Here is a 19,090-nt window from a genome sequence, read left to right as displayed (position 1 = left end):
GGGCCGTGGTCCGGGGGCGGGCCCGGGGGGCCTTTCTCCGATCACAAAACGGTTGTACACTGCACCTAGATGGTCGGCGTGGCCGTCTCGCTCGTGGTGAGCGTGATCGGGATCGTCACCGCGGGGCCGCTCTTCCATGTCGTCGACCACGACCGGCTCGCCGTCTGGGCGCCCGGCTGGCTCTACTCGGCGGGCGTCATCGCCGTCGGCGTCGGCCTGCACATCTTCCTCAAGCGGTGGACCACGCTGGCCATGATGGTGCTGTTGGTGATGCTGAACTTCACCACCTCCGGCGGCATCTACCGCCCCGACCTGCAGAACGGATTCTTCGGTGGCCTGCACTCCTTCCGGACCGGTGCCGGCTTCCTGGAGGGCGCGCGCAGCATCCTGTACTTCGACGGCGGCGCCGGTCTCGGCGGGCACGTGCCGACGCTGGCGCTCTGGCTGCTGCTCGGCGGCGCGGTGATGGCCTGCGCGGCGCTCCACGAGAAGCGCGGGCGGGCGGCGGTGTGGCGGGAGGCCTCGGCTGGCGCCTCGATGCAGACGTCGGCGGAGGCCGTGGAGGAGATGGAGGAGGAGACGGAGGAGGCGGTCGCGGTCTGACCCCCGCGGGAGGGCTTCACCCGGCCTCACCGGCGCCAGGGGCGTCGGTGCCGGGTGAGGACTGGCGGTCCTCTGAGCGGTGGGGGAGTCGGCCGTCCAGCCAGGCTCTGAGCTCGGCGGTGTGCTCGCCCAGCCGGGGCGGGCGGCGCTCGTAGCGCGGAGGTGTGCGGGAGAGGCCGATCGGGTTGGCGACCAGGTCGAGCGGTTCGCCGTCGTCGGTGCCGTCCGGGCCGGTCAGTGTGGTGCGCGGTTCCAGGCCCAGGGCGTCGGCGAGTCGGAAGGCGCCGGCCAGGTCGTTCACCGGTCCGCACGGCACACCGAGCGGGGTGAGGAGGGCGCACCACTCGGCGGCGGTCCGGTGCCGGAGGCGGGCGGTGAGTTCGGTGGCCAGCACGTCGATGTGGGCCACGCGGTCCGAGTTGGTGGCGAACCGGGGATCCGTGGCGAGCTGCGGCACGTCCAGCCCCCGGCAGAGTGCGGCGAACTGGCGGTCGTTGCCGACGGCGATCACCAGCGGCCGGTCGGCGGCGGTGAGCACCTCGTACGGCGCGATCGACGGGTGGCGGTTGCCGAGGATGCCCGGGACCACGCCGGTCAGGGTGTACCCGGCGGACTGGTTGACCAGGCTGGAGAGCAGCGTGGAGAGCAGATTGACCTCCACCAACTGGCCCTCGCCGGTGGCGTCCCGCTCGCGCAGCGCGGCCAGCACCCCGACCGCGGCGTGCAGCCCGGCCAGCACGTCCACCAGGGCCACGCCCGTCTTCACCGGCTCGCCGGGCGCCGGTCCGGTCACGCTCATCAGCCCGCCGACGGCCTGCACCAGCAGGTCGTACCCCGGCAGTTCGGCGCCCGGGCCGGTGCCGAAACCGGTCACCGAGCAGTAGACCAGCCGGGGGTTGAGGGCCTTGCTCTCCTCGTAGCCGAGGCCGTACTTCGCCATCGTGCCCGGGCGGAAGTTCTCCACCAGGACGTCCGCGCGGCGGACCAGTTCGACCGCGCGGGCGTGGTCGGCCGGGTCACGCAGGTCGAGTGCGATCGAGCGCTTGTTGCGGTTGACGGAGAGGAAGTAGGTGGCCTCGCCCCCGACGTGCGGCGGGCCCCAGGCGCGGGTGTCGTCCCCGGTGCCCGGCCGTTCGACCTTGACCACGTCCGCGCCCAGGTCGGCGAGGAGCATCGTGGCGTACGGCGCCGAAAGGACGCGGCCGAAGTCGGCCACCAGGACGCCGGAGAGAGGGAGGTTCATGAGGTGCCTCCAGTGCTGGGGAGGGGGACGCATATGCGGAGGTACACGGTACGGGTGGTGGGGACCGCTCGTACCGGCGTCTCGCCGTACCGCTCGGCGCGGGAGGCGGTGGTCGCCGCCATCGCTGCCTGCCTGGTGAGCACCATCGCTCTCCCTCTCGCTCGTCCGGCTTTCCTGTCGTCCGGCTTTCCTGTCGTTCGGCTGCGTGTCGCCCGGCTGCGTGTCGCCGGGCTTTGTGTCGCCGGCCCGGTGCCGTCGCCCGGCCGGTCCGTCGGGTGCGGATCATTCTGCGCGGCCGGGGGCAGCCGTGCGCAGTCGACGCGATGTCTCGTGGAGTGCCCGGGCCGGATGGACGTTTCGTCGGGCGGGGTCCGTGGTGCCGTGTTCCCCGGACGGCGGTGGCCCGAGCGGGGGATCCCGTGGTGGCGCGGCGGCGCAGCGCGGGTGACGGGGCGGTGTGCGTGCTCTGCTGACAGGTGCGCGTTAAGCCCACCCACGTTCGGTTCTGAGTTCGAGTACGACTCCGAGTTCGACGTCGAGTTCGAGGAGTCTCAATGACTGAGTCAAGCCGCCTGCGCGACCGGGTCGGGAGTGAAGATCCGGTTGTCGCGCAGGAGGGCCCACAGGACGCTGACCCGGCGGCGGGCCAGGGCGATGATCGCTTGGACGTGCTTGCAGCCCTCGGCGCGCTTCTTGAGGTAGAAGTCCCGGTTGGGGCCGTCCTTGATGATGCTGGTCTGCGCGGACATGTAGAACACCCGTCGCAGGCGGCGGCTGTAGCGTTTGGGCCGGTGCAGGTTGCCGGTCCGGCGGCCGGAGTCGCGGGGGACCGGCACGAGCCCGGCCGCCGAGGCGAGGTGGCCGGCGTCCGCGTAGGCCATCAGGTCGCCGGCTGCGACGACGAGCTCGGCACCGAGTATCGGCCCGATGCCGGGCATCGACTCGATGATCTCGGCCTGCGGGTGGGTGTGGAAGGTGTCGCGGATCTGCTTGTCGATCCGCTTCAACCGGTCGTCCAGGGCCAGGATCTGTGCGGCCAGGTCCGCGACGATCGCGGCGGCGACCTCTTCCCCGGGCAGGACGGTGTGCTGGGCGTCGGCGGCCTCCAGGGCGGTGGCGGCCACCGCATCGGCGCCGCGGACGCTGCGGTTGGCCAGCCAGGCCGTCAACCGGGCCCGGCCACGGCGGCGCAGGGCGGCCGGGGTCTGGTAGCCGGTCAGCAGAACCAGGGCGCCCTTGTGGGAGGAGTAGTCGAAGGCCCGCTCCAGGGCGGGGAAGATGCCGGTCAGCACGTCGCGGAGCCGGTTGATCATCCGCACGCGGTCGGCGATCAGGTCCGTGCGGTGGGCGGTCAGCAGAGCAAGGTCGGCCGCGAGCTGGGCGGGTACCTCGATCGCGGTGAAGTCCCGGCGCTGGCGGGCGGTTTCGGCGATGACGTAGGCGTCGCGGGCGTCGGTCTTCGCTTCGCCCCGGTAAGCGCCGGACATGCGGTTGACGGTCCGTCCGGGCACGTAGACGGCCTGCTGGCCGTGGGCCGCGAGCAGGGCCAGCAGCAGCGCGGAGGCTGTGCCGGAGATGTCCACCGCCCAGTGGACCTGATCGGCCAGCTCCAGGATCTCGCCGAGTGCGGTCAGGATCGCCGTCTCTTCGTTCTCGATCTTCTTCGACCACAGCGTCGCGCCGGCGTCATCGACCACCGCCGCCCAGTGGTGACCCTTGCCTGCGTCAACACCCGCCCAGGCATGGGCAATTCGCTCGCTCACTCGCCCCTCCTCGCACCCGCCGTCATCCCGTTGGCCCGAGGGACACCCCGCCGTCGTCTCCGTAAACAGCGACCGCACATGGCGCGCACATCTCAATCAGCAGCCAGGGCGCCCCGGAGAGCCGGACGGCCACTCCTCGGGAGCCATTGAAGGCAGAAACCCATAAGCCACATCCGGCCCTCCCAGGCCGACTAACACCTTACGGAGACACCCATGACCCGCCCGCCCCGCCGGTTTGCCGGCCTGCTCGGCACCGCCGCCTCCACAGCCCTCGCCCTGCTGGCGGCCACCCCGGCCGTCGCCGTCGCGCCGCCGCTCTCGCAGCCCCGGATCATCGCCCACTTCAACCTGGACCTGGGCCTCCAACCGGAGAACATCGCCCTCGAACCGGACGGCTCGGCAGACCTCACCTTCTCCTTCGCCCGCAAGATCGGCCGGGTCGACCGGGCCGGAAACCTCACCGAGCTGGCCGTCCTGCCCGCGCCCGCACAGCCGGCCACCCCGCTGGTCGGTGCGGCCGTGGTGACCGGCATCGCCCGCGCCCACGACGGAACCCTCTACTTCGCCTACGCCACCGGCACCGAGGACCTCACCGGCATCTGGCGCCTCTGCCCCGGCGGCACCCCGGAACGCATCTCCGCCCTCCCGGTCACCAGCTTCCCCAACGGCCTCGCCCTCGACGAGCGCGCGGGTCTGCTCTACACCGCCGATTCGGCGCTCGGAGTCGTCTACGCCACCCCTCTGGAGGGCGGAGCCTCGACGGTCTGGTCCGACGACGCGCTGCTCAAGCCCAACGGCGGTTTCGGCGCCAACGGTCTCAAGGTGCACCACCACGCCGTCTGGGTCGGCAACACCGACACCGGCAACCTGCTGCGCATCCCGATCGACGGTGACGGCACAGCCGGGCCGGCCGAGACCCGCGCGACCGGCCTGGTCGGCATCGACGACTTCGCCTTCCTCGGGCACAGCAACAAGGTGATCGCCGCGATCAACGGCACCAGCGAGGCCGTCTACATCGCCGGGGACGGAAGCCACCACACGGTCCTCACCGGACAGGACGGCCTCTCCACCCCGACCTCGGTGGCCGTCCGCGGCGACACCGTGTATGTCCCGAGTGCGGCTTCCCTCACCCGGACCGACCCCAACCTGCTCCTCGCGACGTTGGAGCGGTAGCCGGTAGCCGGTAGCCGGTAGCCGGTAGCCGGTAGCCGGTAGCCGGTGGCCGGTGGCGGCTACGGATTCGTTTGCGGTCGCGGCGAGTCAGTGGACCCGGGTGGGGGAATCGGCCTCGCTCGGGCCACCGGTGGGGCCCCGGCGGGGGCAGGGGTGCGGGGGTGCGGGGGTGCGGGTGGGGGGCGATGAGTCGGTGTGACCCGTGGGGCTGCGCTGAGGACACGCTCACTGCCACTCAACCAGGTTGTGGGGCAGGTGAGTTCGATGCAGTCCACCCAGGTGGCCAGCTGGTCCGGGCTGCTCCGGCCGGCCCGTACCCACAGGCCGAGGCCCCGCCGGCCCACGAGCCAGACGACCGGGAAGGTCCGTAGCATCGGCGGGCCGGCGGTGGCGAGAGAGGTGGAGAGGGGTGTGCAGACGCCGACGACGGGGGAGAGATACGTGAACCTGAGGGAGACATTGGCCCAGAATTCATGTCGCGCCTGAACCGGGGGCGTGACGTGACGCTCGGGGCCAGGGCACGGGGAAACATACGAGAGTGAGTTTCCAGGGGCAAGGGGTCACGGCTGTCTGCGTTGTACGCTGCCGGAAACACTCGGCAGGACGGTGATCGGGGAGGGCCCGCCATTGACCACCACCGGGAGTACGACCCCGCTGCTCAGTGCCGTCCTCGCCCCGCTCACCGACCTCGGCCGGGCCGATGCCGTCGCCCGCCGGATCACCGAGGCGATTGCCCTCGGCCTGGTCGCCGACGGCGACCAACTGCCCAGCGAGAACGACCTCGCCGACCAACTCGGCGTCGCCAACGGAACCCTGCGCGAGGCGCTCGCCCTGCTCCGCGACGCCGGTCTGATCGAGACCCGGCGCGGCCGCAACGGCGGCAGCTTCGTCCGCACCCCGGCGGAAGGATCGGACCGCCTCCAGCTCGCCCGGCTGCGCGAACTCGGCACCGTCGAGTTGCGCGACCTGGGGGACGAGGAGCTGGCAGTCGCCGGAACCGCCGCCCGGCTCGCCGCCGAACGCGCGCCCGCCGACCTGGCCGTCCGTCTCACCCGGCTGGTCACCGCGCTGCGGGAGGCCCGCACCCCCGCCGAGCTGCGCCGTGCCGATGCCCGCTTCCACATCGAACTCGCGGTCGCCGCCCAGTCGGTGCGCCTCACCCAGCTCGCCGTCCGGCTCCAGGCCGAACTCGGGCCGCTGCTCTGGCTGCCGGCGCCCTACGCGCCCGACCGGGAGCGGTTCGCCGAACAGCATCGGGAGATCCTGGTCGCGGTGGTTGCCGGGGACGGGCCCGGCGCCCGCGCGGCGGCGGAGGCGCACACCGTCGCGTGCGTGCACCACCTGGTGCGGGGGCACCTGGAGCTGACGGACTCGACGCGGGTTCCTCGGCCGACGTCCTCGACCTTCCTGGCGGAGCGATCATGAGCGTGTCGGCCTCGTCCCCGGCCGGGGTGGCCTTCCGGCTGGGCATGCCGGGCCGGATGCGCGCTTGACCTTCGACCTCGGAGGTATCCCGTCCGGCTGTGGCTGTAGCTGCGCCTGTGGCCGGGTCGGCGGTGCCGTCAGTGGCGGTGGAGAGGTGCTCAGGTGCGACGGGGTGGCCGGGTGAAGCAGCAGTCGCCGCAGACTCCCGCGCCCGGGCCCACGCGGTAGTAGAGGCAGCAGCTGTTCCGCCGGAAGCCGGTGCCGCCCAGGATCCCGGCGCCGGCCAGCGGCGGCCGGTCGAGCAGCCCCGCGACCAGCGCCCTGGCCCGGCCGGGAGCCGCGTGGGGGCCGAGCATGCGCAACGCGCCCGCGAGTGCGGATGCGGCGTTGCCCTGGAGGAGCCGCTCCGAGAGCGGCACCGTGGCCCGGACGGCGGCGGCAAGCGGCGCCAACTGGCCCTGGACGAGAGCTCGGTGGAGGCGTTGGGCCAGGGCTTCTTCGTCGTTGGCCCGCGTGCCCTCCGACCGGGGTTCGTACGGTGTCCATAGATCGATCGGCCCCTGCTCCGGCACGCGTACGAATGCACTGCCGGGGTCCAAGGAGGGGACCACGCCGAGCAGGACGGCTGCGCCGAGGCTCACCGAGCAGAACCGGGCGGCCAGTCCGAGGTGCAGGATCGAGGCCGCCACCCGGGGTTCGCCGGTGCCGAGCCGTCGCGCGACCTCCCGCACGCGTGCGGGGAGCAACCCGTCCGGCCCCTCCGCGTAGAGCTCGTGCAGCAGCCGGAAGCCGGGAGGCGGCGTGTCGGTGGGCGCGGTGGCGGCGTTCAGCACGAAGTACGGGCCGATGGCGGCGAGTCGGCTGTAGTCGGGAGGGGTGGTGGTCATCGGGCGGCCGCCGGGTCCGTCGGGCCCGCCACCGGGTCCGCTGTGGGACCCGCTGTGGGACCCGCTGTGGGACCCGCTGTGGGGCCCGCTGTGGGGCCCGCTGTGACGCCTGCGCCGGACCGAGGGCGGGCGGCGCGGAAGGTGCGGCCGGCGGTCGGGCGGTGGTGGGGCATCGGGCGGTCCTTCGGGTCGGGCGGGTCGGGCGGTCGGCCCCGTACGTGACGTTGCCGTTGTCGGTACCGACGAACGGTACCGCGCCCCCGCGGCCCGGGATCGGGACGCCCCTCGACCCGGGTTGTGACCGCGCCGCACCCTTGGTGACGGCGGTGCCGCCGCTGCCCGGGAGTCGTGACGGAGGACGAGGGTGCATGTTCGGTGCCGGCGGATAGATCCGACGTTCAATCAGCACTTCTTCTGTGGTGGGGTGATGTGATTGTCTCGGGGAGGGTCCCGGCCTCCCCGGGCGTTCGGCCCGCGGAGTCCGGTGGGCGCCGCGCCATAGGCTCGGGCGCATGCGTTCCGAAATCCCGGCGTCGGACGGCCGGTCCACTTCGGCTGTCCCTCCCCAGCAGCCGGCCCCGCCCCGGCCGGCTCCGGATCGGCCGGCTCCGACCGGGCCCCCGGCCGCCGCCATTGCGGCGCGGCTTCGCCGGCCGCTGTCCGCCGTCGCGGCGCTCGGCATGCTGGCGCCGGTGGTGCTGGCGCACCCGGGCCAGCACGCGGCCGCGTTGCTCGTCGCCGCCATGGCCGCGCTCGCGGCGGCGGTGGCGCTCCTGCGGTGGCCGTCCCGCCGGGTGACGCCGGCGGCCGCGGCGGGTGCCGTTGCGGTCGCCTCGCTGGTGCTGGATGCGGGCTACTCGGGTCCGTACCGCCTCGCCGCGTTCTGGCTGCCGTTCGAGTGGCTTGCGCTCCTGATGCTGCTCGGCCGGGCGGCGCGGCGGGTGCGCGGCCGGTGGGCGGGGCCGGTCGGGGTGGCGGTCGGCCTGGCCGTGCTGTTGGTGCCGCTGCGCTTCACCCTCCGGGTACCCCAGGCGGGTTGGACCGGTTCGCTCGTCGCCCTGCTGCTCTCGCTCCTTCCGGCAGTCGGTGTGGCCGGGGCCGGCCTCTACCTGCGGGCCCTGGACGCCCGCCGGGAGCGGGCAGTGGCCGGCGCCCGCCGCGAGCAGCGGCTCGAAGTGGCCCGGGGACTGCACGACTTCGTCGCCCACGAGATCACCGGCATCGTGCTGGAGGCCCAGGCCGGCCAACTGCCCGGCCTGGACGCAACGGAGGCGGCCGCCCTGCTGCGCCGACTGGAGGAGGCCGGTCTGCGGGCGCTGGACTCGATGGACGCGATGGTGGGCGCGCTGCGCGACCCGCAGGCGGACGAGGTGGCGGAGGGTCGGGCGGTCGGGGCCACCCGGGTGCACGGGCTGGCCGACCTGCCGGAGTTGGGCGGGCGTTTCTCGGGGCGCGGTTCGACCCGGGCCGCCGTCGAGCTGGCGCCGGAGGCCACCGGGCTGCTGTCGCGCGAGGCCGAGGCCACCGCGTACGCCGTCGTGCTGGAGGGGCTGACCAACGTGCGGCGGCATGCGCCCGGTGCGGCGGAGGTGATCGTGCGGGTGGCGGTTGTGGGCGGCCCGGTCGGGTCGGCGGGTCCGGGTGGGTCCCACGACTCGGGTGGTTCGCGTCATGGGGGCGGGGCTGCGGCGGTGGCGCTGTGGTCGGTGGTGGTGTCGGTGACGGACGACGGTGGGAGCGGGGGTGGTCCGAAGGGGCTGCTGCGGCTCCCGGGCAGCGGCGGCACCGGACTGGCCGGCCTGGCCGAGCGGGTGGGCGCCCACGGCGGGACGCTCGTCGCGGGTCCGCACCGGCCGTCGGGCTGGCGGATCAGCTGCGAGCTGCCGGTGCGGTAGTTGCAGCTGCGAGAACCGGTGGGGAGCCGGTGGGGTGGTCGGTCGGTAGGCCGTTCGGCAGGGGTTACCGGCGGAATCGGGGCTGAGCGTGGCGAATTCGGGGCCGGAAATCTGCCGAACGGCAGATGGCAGCTGCGCGCGGAACGGCGAAGCTCGTAGCTGTCACCGCCACTCCTTCACTCCCACCATCACCACCCTCCTTCACCTTCACCTTCACCTTCACCGCCGCCGTCGATTCCCCGGGAGGACCCTTCCCATGACCGCCACGCCGGCTGTGCCGGACACGCCCGTCCGCCAGGTGCTTGCCACCGTGGTCGCGCTGGTCGCCCTCGCTGCGCTGGTGGCTGTCACCGGTTGCGCGAAGGCCGACGAAGCCACCCCGGAGGACAAGACCTTCGGCTATCACGGCACCACTCTCGACGTTGTCTCGCTCCACCACGTCCCGACCGATCCGGTGATGGCGGACCGTCAGGACATCAAGGTCACCCGCTGGTTCAAGACGGACGTCATCGGAAACCAGAGAAGCAGCTGGGCGTTGGACGACGACACCCTCACTCTGGAAGCGAGTTGTAGCGGAATCGCCAACTGTGACGCCCGGTTCCGCGTCGAAGTCCCGCCGCACATAACCGTGCTGCGCGACGGCAGGGCGACGGAGCTCAAGGGCGACGCCGCCTGAGCCGCTGGGCGCGGGGTGGAGGGCGGTGCGGGGCATGCGAGACTGCTCCCCGTGACGAGTCCCCATCCGGAGCGCAGCCCGAGGAGTCCGGTGTCTGCTGCGGCGCGTGCAACGCTACCCGCTGCGGTGCCGCCAGGGGTCGCGTCCTCGACGGTGGCCGGCGCGGAGTCGCCGGAGGCCGCCCAGGCTCCGATCCGCACGCTGATCGCGGACGACCAGGAGGCGGTCCGCCGGAGTGTGCGGCGGATCCTGGAGGTGCAGCCCGACATCACCGTGGTCGGCGAGGCCGCCGACGGCGCCGCCGCGCTCGAACTCGCCGCGCAGCTGCGCCCGGACGTCGCGCTGGTCGACATCCGGATGCCCCGGATGGACGGCCTGGAGCTGACCCGACGGCTGGCCGGGCCGGGTGCCGTCACGCCGGTGCGGGTGGTGGTGCTGACCACCTTCGACCTCGACGAGTACGTCTACCCGGCTCTTCAGCACGGGGCGTCGGGCTTCCTGCTGAAGCGGTCCGGACCCGCCCTGCTGGCCGAGGCGGTCCGGGCGGCGGCGAGCGGGGAGAGCCTGATCAGCCCGTCCGTCACGGTCCGGCTGCTGAAGCACGTGACGGCGCCCCGGCGTCCGGAGAGCCGTCGTGGTCTCGTCGTGCCGCTCACCGAACGGGAGGTGGAGGTCGCCGGTCACGTCGCAGCGGGCCGGACCAACGCGGACATCGCCGCCGAGCTGTTCATCTCACCGGGCACGGTGAAGACGCACGTCGCCAGCATCCAGCGGAAGCTGGGCGTGCAGAACCGGGTCGGCATTGCCGTGCACGCCTGGGAGATGGGGTACGCGGCCCCGACCGCGTAGTGGCGCCGCGTAGTGGCGCTGAGTCCCTCGCACGTTGCCCGGCCGTTCGACGGGGAGCGCGGGGGAGAGCGGGGGATGGGGGGAGAGCGCCGGGGATGCGGGGAGGGGGCATGGGGAACCTGCGAGGCGGGGGTGGCCTCCGGACATCGTGTCCTCCGGCCTCACAGTTCGATCGTCGACCGAGGTACCAGCGGCAGACCCTGATCCGTCTCGATCTGTCGCCACTGCCTCCTGCGGTCGAACTCCCTCATCTACCTCGCAGGTCCACCTCCATAATGCTCCTCCCATGCCGGTTGCACCAGAGTCTTCCGGTGCGAAATCGGGCAAAGTGTGCAGGTCGGGCAGGGGTGGGAGGGCGCGAGGTCGAGAGACCGGCCCGCGGGGATGTCCGGGGGTGTCCGGGGCTGCTCGGGGGCTCCTCGGGCGCTGATGAGGATGGACGGCCGCTAGCGCAGGGCGTCCTTGCGCAGGAACCGCTTCAGCCGCTGCCACGTCCAGGTGTTGATCACGTCCTCGGTGGTCAGCCAGGCCCGCTGGGCGGTGCCGATCCCGTACCGCGGGTAGGCGAGATGGCCGGTGGCGTGGGCGTCGCTGTCGATCGAGAACTTCACTCCGTAGCGCTTCGCCCGCAGCACGTCCTCGTCGCGGAGGTCGAGCCGTTGCGGTGAGCTGTTGATCTCGATCGCGGTGCCGGTACGGGCAGCGGCCTCGAAGACCGCGTCGAGATCGACGTCGATCGGCCCGCGCCGGCCGATCCGGCGGGTGGTGAGGTGGCCGATGATGTGAACGTACGGGTTCTCGCAGGCGCGGATCAGCCGACGGGTCTGGGTGGCCCGGTCGGCGCCGAAGTGCGAGTGGACGGAGGCCACGCAGACGTCGAAGCCGGCCAGGAACTCGGCGGGCCAGTCGACTCCGCCGTCCGGGCCGATGTTGAGCTCGGTGCCGTGCAGCAGACGCATCCGCCGGTGCCGGCCGGCGAGTTCGCGCAGCTGACCGCGCTGGGCGAGCATCTTCTCGTCGGTCATCCGCTGCATGACCAGGTCGGGTGCGTGGTCGGTCACGGCGTAGTACGCGTAGCCGCGGGCGGCCGCCGTGTCGATCATTTCCTCCAGGGTGGCCAGACCGTCGGTGAGGTTGGTGTGCGAGTGCAGGTCACCGCGGAGGTCCGCCTCGGTGACCAGCTCCGGCAGTTCGCCGCGCAGCGCCGCCTCGACCTCACCCCGGTCCTCGCGCAGCGGCGGCGCGATCCATGGCAGCCCGAGCGCCGCGTAGACCTCCTCCTCGGTCGCCGACGCCACCTTCGCGCCGCCCGCGCCCGCGCCCGCGCCCGCGCCCGCGCCCGCGCCCGCGCCCGCGCCCGCGCCCGCGCCCGCGCCACGGTCGCCGGTGCCGGTGCCGGTGCCGGTGCCGGTCCGCTCCGCGTCCTCGGCTTCCTCGGTGTTCTCGGCTTCGAACAGCCCGTACTCGGAGAGCTTCAGGCCGGCCCGGACGGCCATGGTGCGGAGCTTGATGTTGTGGGCTTTGGAACCGGTGAAGTAGACCAGCGCCGCACCCCAGTCCTCCTCCGGCACCACCCGTAGGTCCACCTGGAGGCCCTTGGTCGTGCGCACCGAGGTCTTGGTCGGACCGCGCACGATCACCTCGGCCACGTAGGGGAGTTCGGAGAGTGCGGCCATCAGCGGCGCGGAGTCCTCGGCGGTGGCCAGCACGTCGATGTCGCCGACGGTTTCGCGCATCCGGCGCAGCGAACCCGCGTACGCGCAGCGGGTGCAGCCCGGCACGGCCGCGATCGCCGCGACGATCTGATCGGCCTGCTCGGTGGCCGCGTCGAGCAGCGTCCGCCCGCCGGACTGCCGCATCATCTCGATGCCGTGCAGGATCTTCTCGCCGCTGCGCTCGCCGAACCCGGCCACCCCGCTCAGCCGGTCCGCGCGGATCGCCTCGGCGAGCTGGTCGACCGAGGCGATGCCGAGATCGCGGTAGAGGGCGAGGGCGCGTTTGGGGCCCACGCTGGGGACGGCCATCATCTCGCGCACCCCGGGCGGGATCGCGGCGCGCAACGTCTCCAGCGCCTCCATCCGGCCGGTGGCGAGGTACTGGGCGACCTTCTCGGCGGTGGACTTCCCGACGCCGGGGATCTGCTGGAGGCCCTTGGCGTCCAGCCCGGCGACGTCCTCCGGGTAACCGCCCACGGCGCGGGCGGCCTTCTCGTAGGCGCGGGCCCGGAAGGCGTCCCCGCCGGTGATCGAGATCAGGTCGGCGTACTCCTGGAGCAGTTCCTGGACCTGGTCGTTGAGCCGGGTCATGGGGTCAGTCTAGGTTCGGCGGTCGGATCGGGCCGGGTGGGTGGGTGGCCGGGTGGGTGGGCGCCGGACGGCATTCCGGGCAGGCGGCGCTCCGACGGCGCGCCGTGGGCGGATCCGGTTGACCGGACCCGCCGGTCGGCCGGGCGGTACCCGCCGACCGGCGGGGTGCGGTGGCCGATTTGCGTCCATGAGCCGGATTGTCACCCGGGTGGCGGAGGCGCAGGCTTGGCGCAGGGGCCCGGAAAGCGGCCCCGTCCGGCCTGCTGCGCCTCCGGCAGTGGCGGCCGGTGACGTACGAGGGGCAGGGCGATGGCACGCGGGAAGCTCTGGGGCTATGTCGCGTCGGGAGGTGCCCGGGTACTCGGTGGGCTGGGCGCGTTCGGCGGACTCGGCGGACTCGGCGGACTCGGCGGCCCGGGCGGCTCCGGGGCCGCCGGGCGCGGGGGCGGCGGCCGGGACGGTGGATTCGGGAGCGGTTCGGACGGTGCCGCTGACGCGGGCCGGTCCGGTGGTGCCGGCTCCGGCTGGGCGGGCGGTCCGGGGTGGCCGCCAGGGGAGATGGCCGCACCGCGGGCACTCAGCAGGCCCGAACTGGAGCGGGTGCGGTGGACGGAGCGTACGGAGGGCTGCGATCCGCAGGCGCAGCACGTCCAGGTGGCCGAGGTGGTGCAGCGGGTGCTGCGGGGCGGCGGCCGGGCGGCGTCGGTCTCGGTGCGGATACCGGCCGGCCTGCCGGTGGTGGCCGTGGACGCCCGGCGGCTGGAGTCCGCGCTGGCGGGGCTGGTCGACCATGCGATCCGGCGCAGCCCGGCGGGGGACCGGGTGCTGGTCCGGGTCGACGCGGTGTCCGGCCGGAAGGGTTCGGGAGGTTGGGGCGGCGTCGGAGGCGCGCGCGGTCCGGGTGGGTCGGGCACCGTGGCGCGGGCCGTTCGTGGCCGGGAGCCGGGGCCGGCCGGTGCGGCGTCGGACCGGGCCCGGGTGGAGCTGAGGGTGGTGGACCGCGGGCCCTGTGAACTTCCGGAGGCCCGTGAGTGGCTGCTCGCCGGAGTGCGCCCGGACGGCCCGGTGGGCCCGGCCGGCTACGGGCTGATCCGCGCGGCCGGCGGGCGGCTGGCGGTGGAGCCGACCCCGGGCGGCGGCATCACCGTGGTCCTGATCCTGGCGGTGGCCGGCGACTGACCGCAACGGACGGCCACCCCGCGGTATCGAGCGGCCCGGCCCGGCACCCGGGAAGATCGCCAAGACTTCTTTGCAAATAACCCTTTGCAAAGAAGTGCTTGCGGTTCTAATCTGCTGCCATGACCGAAGAGCAGAAGTGGCCGCACGGTCCGGATCCGCAGACCGATGTCGTCGTCCTCGACGCCAAGGGCCTGCGAGCCCTCGCCCACCCCGTGCGCGTGCAACTGGTCGGGCTGCTGCGCCGGCACGGACCGTCCACGGCGACCAGGCTCGCCGAGCGGATGGGGCTGACGTCGGGCGCGACCAGCTACCACCTGCGCCAGCTGGCGGCCGCCGGCTTCGTCGCGGAGGACACCGAGCGCGGCAACGCCCGTGAGCGGTGGTGGAAGCCGCTCCACCAGATGACCTGGTTCGCCGACCGGGACTTGGCCGACGAGGAGCCCGAGGCCGCGTTCGCCTATCTGCGGTCGGTCGTAGCGGCCAACGCGCTGACCACCCAGCGCGCGCTGAACTCCTTCGAGACCATGCCGCGGGAGTGGCGGCACTCCTTCGACTTCAGCGACTGGTCGCTGCGGCTGACGCCGGAGGAGGCCCGCCGCCTCGCCGAGGAGGTGGCGGAGGTGGTCGCGCGCTACCGCCGGGCCGCGGGCCCCGAGTCCGAGTCCGAGTCCGAGTCGGAGTCCGAGGCGGTGCCGGCGGGGGCCGAGCGGGTGGCGGTGGTGCTCCAGGTGCTGCCCGACCCCGCGGGCGAGCCGGAGTCGGACGAATCGGAGGGGCGCACGTGAGCACCGTCCCGGCTGAGGCTTCCCGGTCCGCCGCTCCGCGCACCGTTCGGCCGCTGGCCGGAGTGCTCGGGGCGATGGCGATCTCCCTGACGGGGACGCGGGTCTCGGCGATCGCCCTGCCCTGGTTCGTCCTCGCCACCACCGGCAGCGCCACCATGACGGGCGTCGTCGCCTTCGTCGAGATGACGCCGTACGTTCTGGTCAAGGCGCTTGCCGGGCCGGTCATCGACCGGCTGGGCCCGCGGGTCATCTCCTGGACGACGGATGCGGTGAGCGCCGTTGCCGCCGGTCTGGTTCCGTTGCTGCACGGCCTGGGGGTGCTTCCGTTCTGGCTGCTGCTGGTCATGGTCGGGCTGGTCGGAGCGGTCCGCGGCCCGGGGGACTTGGCCAAGGAGGTGATGGTCCCCGAGGCGGCCGACCGTGCCCGCATCCCGCTGGAGCGGGCCACCGGGCTCTCCGGGGTCACCGAGCGGCTGGCCTCCACGGTCGGCCCGGCGATCGGCGGCGGGTTGATCGCGCTGCTCGGCCCGATGGCCGGTCTGACGGTCAACGCGGTCGCGTTCGCCCTCGGCTCGCTCGTCATCGCGCTCGTGCTGCCGCGCGGCATGGGCCGGGCGGCCACCGCGCCGCAGCCGACGGGGGAGAACGCGCCGGAGCAGGAGGCCGGCTACTGGCGGATGTTCCGGGAGGGCTTCACCTTCGTGCGCAGCGAGCCGCTGATGCTCACGGTGATCGTGATGATCGGTGTGACCAACCTGCTGGACGCCGGGTTCATGACGGTCCTGGTGCCGGTCTGGGCGCAGGAGTCCGGCGGGGGCCCGGCGGCCATCGGCCTGACCGGCAGCGCCTGGGGAATCGCCGCGGTCGGCGGCAGCCTGATAGCGGCGGCGTTCGCCCACCGGCTCCCGCGCCGGATCGTCTTCTTCGCCGGCTTCCTGCTCTGCGGGGCGCCGAGGTTCCTGGTCCTCGCCATGGACGCACCGATGGGCGTCGTGCTCGCCGTCTTCGTGGTGGGCGGGTTCGGCTCCGGCTTCCTCAACCCGATCCTCGGCGCGATGCTGTTCGAACGGGTGCCGCGCCACCTGCTCGGCCGTGTCGGTGCCCTCGGTGACTCCCTGGCCTGGGCCGGCATCCCCCTCGGCGGCCTCCTCGCCGGCGCCGCCGTCGCCCTCACCGGCCTGATACCCGTGCTGTTCGTCTGCGGTGGCCTGTACTTCGCGACCACCACGCTCGCCGGACTCCGCCCGGAGTGGCGGGAGATGGACCGCCTGCGCGGCCACGGCCCGGCGGGCGAGGTGCCGGAACCCACGCGGTCGGCGGCCTCGGCCTGACGCCGTTCCTCCGGACGTCGGGCTCGCTCGGAACGGACGCTGACCGGGCGCGCCCAGCATGCCCGGCACGCTGGATCCCGTGGGCGCCGGCCGAGGGTGTTTCGCCCGGGGAACGGGCGGACACCGATTGCCGGTCAGTTGCCCGTTGACTTGCCGATGACGGCTGCGGCGATCTCCTACTGTCCGTCAAGTGACCGGAGAAAATAAATCGTGTCGGGTGATCGAGCAAGAACTCTGTGACATCTGGGCGGGCGTCCTCGGCGTCACGGCCCAGCCGCACGACGATTTCTTCGATCTGGGCGGGAATTCGCTCAAGGTGGTCGATGTCGTCATCGCTGCACGGCAACGCGGAATATCCGTGCGGAGCTCGGCGGTGTTCCGGAATCCCACACCGGCCCGGCTCGCCGAAAGCCTGACGGTGGGCGGCGTCGGGTCCGTTGATCCGCCGGCCGGGATTCCGGTCCCGGCCGTGCTGACGGACTCCGCCCCCGCGCCTGTCTCCGGCAGCACGCCGGCGTCCGTCCCCGCGTCGGCCCCAGCCGCCGTGTCAGCTCCCACTCCCGCCCCCACTCCCGCCCCCGTGCACGGCGGGCCGGCCCTGACCGTGCTCGTCGCGGACGGTGCCGGGGAGCCGCTGTTCCTCGTCCTCTCGGAGCAGTTCTCCGACCTCGAGCGCGAGGCCGCGCGCGGCTGGGAGACCGGGCGCCCGGTGTACACGCTGTCGCTGGAGCACGACCCGGGTACCAATCCGGGTGCCAGTCCGGGCGTCGACCCGGGCGCCGACCCGGCTGCCGAGCCGTGGACGGCGACCGTCCCCGAGCTGGCCGAGCGGTTCGTCGGCGAGCTGCTGGCCGTCCAGCCGGCGGGCCCGTACCACCTGGCCGGCGTCGGCAGCGGCGCCGTGCTCGCCTTCGAGCTGGCGCGTCAACTGCGCGCGCACGCACGGGAGGTGGGCCGGGTGGTGCTGATCAAGCCACCCGCCCTGCCCGGCTCGCCGGTCGACTTCGACCTCGCGCTGCGCCGCCGGCTGGCCCTGGTGGTGAAGCGGTTCGGCCTCGGCGGCGAGGAGGACGCGGAGCAGGTACTCGCCCTGCTGAGCCGGGAGGGCTGGTACGGCGCGGACACCGGGGCGGCCGACCTGGCGCGGCTCCAGCGGGTGGCGGCCGGCCTCGCGTGGGCACTGAGCCGCTACCGCCCCGGGGCCTGCGACGTCCCCGTCGTCCTGCTCCAGGACGAGAAGGAGGCCGACGCCGCCGAGCTGCTCTGGGGCCGGGCGGCCGCGGACCTGCGACCGCACTGGTTCGACTACGGCGTCGAATGGTTCGGGCCGTTGCTCGCCGATCCCAGGGTGGCTGACGTCATGAAGGCGGAGTTGCTGACATGACGTACGAGCAGCGCCTGCCGAACGGCCTGGTGGTGCGGTGCCTCAACCGCCATGAGGCCGAGTATCTGTACAAGGAGATCTTCGAGGACGGGGTCTACCTGCCGCCGGACGGCAAACCGCTCCCGGACGACCCGGTCATCGTCGATGTCGGGGCCAACATAGGGATGTTCGCGCTGTTCGCCGCGCAGCAGTGGCCGACCGCCCGGATATTCTCCTTCGAGCCCGCTCCGGAGGTCTTCCGGTTGCTTTCCGGCAATGTCGCGGGGCTTTCCAACGTCACGGCTCTCAACCAGGCCGTCGGCTCCGTCGCGGAGCGGCGTGAGCTGACCTTCTACCCGCAGTACACGATGATGTCCGGATTCGACGCGGATCCTGCCGAGGACAAGGAACTGGTCCGCTCCTACATCAGGAATGTCGCCGCCGGCCTCGACGACGAGGAGCGCCGCGCGGTGTTGGTCGAGGAGACCGAGGAGATCCTGGCCGGCCGCTTCGAGGAGGTCCGGAAGGTCTCGTGCGAGGTGGTGCGGCTCGACGAGACGGCGACGAGGCTCGGCATCGACCGCATCGACTTCCTGAAGATCGATGTCGAGGGTTTCGAGCTGGAGGTGCTGCGCGGCATCGGCGAGGAGCTGTGGCCGAGGATCCGGCTGGTGGCCGTCGAGGTCGAGGGGGAAGGCCGGCTGGCCGCGGCCGTCGACCTGTTCACCGTCCACGGCATGACGACCACGGTGGAACAGCCCGAGGAGTACCGCGGCACCGATGTCCACACGTTGTTCGCGCGGAGGAACTCATGAGGGGGACACTGGTCAACCGGAAGTGGGTCGTCAGGCCGCGCCCGGTGGCCGAGCCGGACGTGCGGGTGATCTGCTTCCCGCACATCGGTGCCGGGGCCTCGATCTACAACGAGTGGGCCGACCGGCTCCCGGCCGGCGCCGAGCTGTGCGCCGTCCGGTTCCCCGGGAGGGAGAACCGGCTGGACGAGCCGCCGATCGAGGAGATGCCGGAGCTCCTGGAGACGTTGGGCAGCATCCTGGCACCGGTGATGCAGGGACGGTTCGTGCTGTTCGGGCACTGCTCCGGCAGCCTGGTGGCCTTCGAGTTCGCGCGCTGGCTGCGCGCGCAGGGCCGGCCGGAGCCGGAGCTGCTGGTCGTCTCGTCGATCGAGGCGCCGGCCGTGCGCTCGATCGCGTCCCCGCTCCATCTGCTGCCCCGTGAGGAACTCTTCGAACAGGTGGCGTCGTTCGGCGGCGTGGCGCCGGGGGTCCTCGGCGACCCCGACCTGATGGAGATGTTCGAACCCGTGCTGCGGGCGGACTACCGGCTGATCGAACGGGCCCCGTACGCCCCCGGGCTGCCGCTGGACGTCCCGATCGCCGTCGCCGGCGGCATGCACGACCACTTCGTGACCTACGAGTCCATGGCGGCCTGGCGGTGGGAGACCACCCGGCCGTTCTCGCTGCACATGTACCCGACCAGCCACTTCGTGCTGGACGAGGCGTCGGAGCTGGTCTCCGCCCTGCTGCGCGGTGCGCCGGCGGCGGGCGCGGGACCGACCGGCTGACCGACGCCGCTGACGCGTGCACAAGCTCCA

16 protein-coding genes and 1 pseudogene are annotated in these 19,090 nt (G+C 73.0%); 13 read left to right on the top strand and 4 right to left on the bottom strand.

The window, feature by feature from the left end; genetic code table 11:
* Positions 1–69 precede the first annotated feature (69 nt).
* On the top strand, positions 70–603 hold the full coding sequence (locus OG286_RS07285; RefSeq protein WP_396322555.1) for a hypothetical protein: 534 nt from the start codon (positions 70–72) through the stop codon (positions 601–603).
* 16 nt (positions 604–619) lie between these two features.
* Here OG286_RS07285 and OG286_RS07280 read toward each other — a convergent pair whose 3' ends face one another.
* Both OG286_RS07280 and OG286_RS07275 read right to left on the bottom strand, forming a co-directional pair.
* Positions 620–1,846 (bottom strand): CaiB/BaiF CoA transferase family protein, encoded by a 1,227-nt coding sequence (locus OG286_RS07280; RefSeq protein WP_405362627.1) that lies wholly within the window; start codon positions 1,844–1,846, stop codon positions 620–622.
* Positions 1,847–2,409: 563 nt separating this feature from the next.
* Positions 2,410–3,609, bottom strand: coding sequence for an IS110 family transposase (locus OG286_RS07275; RefSeq protein WP_405362629.1), 1,200 nt, complete (start codon positions 3,607–3,609; stop codon positions 2,410–2,412).
* 213 nt (positions 3,610–3,822) lie between these two features.
* Here OG286_RS07275 and OG286_RS07270 point away from each other — a divergent pair, with 213 nt between their 5' ends.
* Positions 3,823–4,782, top strand: coding sequence for a hypothetical protein (locus OG286_RS07270; protein ID WP_396322553.1), 960 nt, complete (start codon positions 3,823–3,825; stop codon positions 4,780–4,782).
* A gap of 627 nt (positions 4,783–5,409) precedes the next feature.
* Entirely contained in the window at positions 5,410–6,207 is a 798-nt protein-coding gene (locus OG286_RS07265; RefSeq protein ID WP_396322552.1) for a FadR/GntR family transcriptional regulator, read from the top strand.
* 158 nt (positions 6,208–6,365) lie between these two features.
* On the opposite strand, the gene OG286_RS07260 is transcribed toward OG286_RS07265, so the two are convergent.
* Complete coding sequence (locus tag OG286_RS07260) at positions 6,366–7,094, bottom strand: (2Fe-2S)-binding protein (RefSeq protein ID WP_396322551.1); 729 nt, start codon at positions 7,092–7,094, stop codon at positions 6,366–6,368.
* Positions 7,095–7,606: 512 nt separating this feature from the next.
* Between OG286_RS07260 and OG286_RS07255 the strand changes: the two genes are divergently transcribed.
* The 3 genes from OG286_RS07255 (at position 7,607) to OG286_RS07245 (ending at position 10,514) form a co-directional block, all read left to right on the top strand.
* Positions 7,607–8,989 (top strand): sensor histidine kinase, encoded by a 1,383-nt coding sequence (locus tag OG286_RS07255; protein WP_405362632.1) that lies wholly within the window; start codon positions 7,607–7,609, stop codon positions 8,987–8,989.
* Between the two features lie 256 nt (positions 8,990–9,245).
* The gene (locus OG286_RS07250; RefSeq protein ID WP_396322549.1) at positions 9,246–9,665 is read left to right on the top strand and encodes a hypothetical protein; all 420 of its coding nucleotides are present in this window, start codon (positions 9,246–9,248) and stop codon (positions 9,663–9,665) included.
* Between the two features lie 153 nt (positions 9,666–9,818).
* Positions 9,819–10,514, top strand: coding sequence for a response regulator (locus tag OG286_RS07245; protein ID WP_405364905.1), 696 nt, complete (start codon positions 9,819–9,821; stop codon positions 10,512–10,514).
* A 446-nt stretch (positions 10,515–10,960) separates the two neighbouring features.
* On the opposite strand, the gene OG286_RS07240 is transcribed toward OG286_RS07245, so the two are convergent.
* Positions 10,961–12,820 carry a helix-hairpin-helix domain-containing protein gene (locus tag OG286_RS07240; RefSeq protein ID WP_405364903.1) on the bottom strand — a complete coding sequence of 620 codons (1,860 nt, stop codon included), beginning with the start codon at positions 12,818–12,820 and terminating at the stop codon, positions 10,961–10,963.
* Between the two features lie 558 nt (positions 12,821–13,378).
* On the opposite strand from OG286_RS07240, the gene OG286_RS07235 reads away from it, so the two are divergent.
* The 7 genes and pseudogenes from OG286_RS07235 (at position 13,379) to OG286_RS07205 (ending at position 19,060) form a co-directional block, all read left to right on the top strand.
* Positions 13,379–13,999 carry a hypothetical protein gene (locus tag OG286_RS07235; RefSeq protein WP_396322547.1) on the top strand — a complete coding sequence of 207 codons (621 nt, stop codon included), beginning with the start codon at positions 13,379–13,381 and terminating at the stop codon, positions 13,997–13,999.
* Positions 14,000–14,118: 119 nt separating this feature from the next.
* Positions 14,119–14,784 carry an ArsR/SmtB family transcription factor gene (locus OG286_RS07230; RefSeq protein ID WP_405362636.1) on the top strand — a complete coding sequence of 222 codons (666 nt, stop codon included), beginning with the start codon at positions 14,119–14,121 and terminating at the stop codon, positions 14,782–14,784.
* A 74-nt stretch (positions 14,785–14,858) separates the two neighbouring features.
* The gene (locus OG286_RS07225; RefSeq protein ID WP_396322545.1) at positions 14,859–16,115 is read left to right on the top strand and encodes an MFS transporter; all 1,257 of its coding nucleotides are present in this window, start codon (positions 14,859–14,861) and stop codon (positions 16,113–16,115) included.
* Between the two features lie 190 nt (positions 16,116–16,305).
* Positions 16,306–16,512, top strand: a pseudogene (locus OG286_RS07220) (acyl carrier protein); the annotation flags it as partial.
* 147 nt (positions 16,513–16,659) lie between these two features.
* Entirely contained in the window at positions 16,660–17,499 is an 840-nt protein-coding gene (locus OG286_RS07215) for a thioesterase domain-containing protein (RefSeq protein ID WP_405366038.1), read from the top strand.
* The gene (locus OG286_RS07210; protein ID WP_405362639.1) at positions 17,496–18,293 is read left to right on the top strand and encodes an FkbM family methyltransferase; all 798 of its coding nucleotides are present in this window, start codon (positions 17,496–17,498) and stop codon (positions 18,291–18,293) included. The genes OG286_RS07215 and OG286_RS07210 overlap by 4 nt, the downstream gene beginning before the upstream one ends.
* On the top strand, positions 18,290–19,060 hold the full coding sequence (locus tag OG286_RS07205) for a thioesterase II family protein (RefSeq protein ID WP_405362641.1): 771 nt from the start codon (positions 18,290–18,292) through the stop codon (positions 19,058–19,060). The genes OG286_RS07210 and OG286_RS07205 overlap by 4 nt, the downstream gene beginning before the upstream one ends.
* Positions 19,061–19,090: the final 30 nt, after the last annotated feature.

Source organism: Kitasatospora sp. NBC_00039, from assembly GCF_045160625.1.
Taxonomy (GTDB): Bacteria; Actinomycetota; Actinomycetes; order Streptomycetales; family Streptomycetaceae; genus Kitasatospora.
This window is presented reverse-complemented; position numbering and strand designations above follow the sequence as displayed.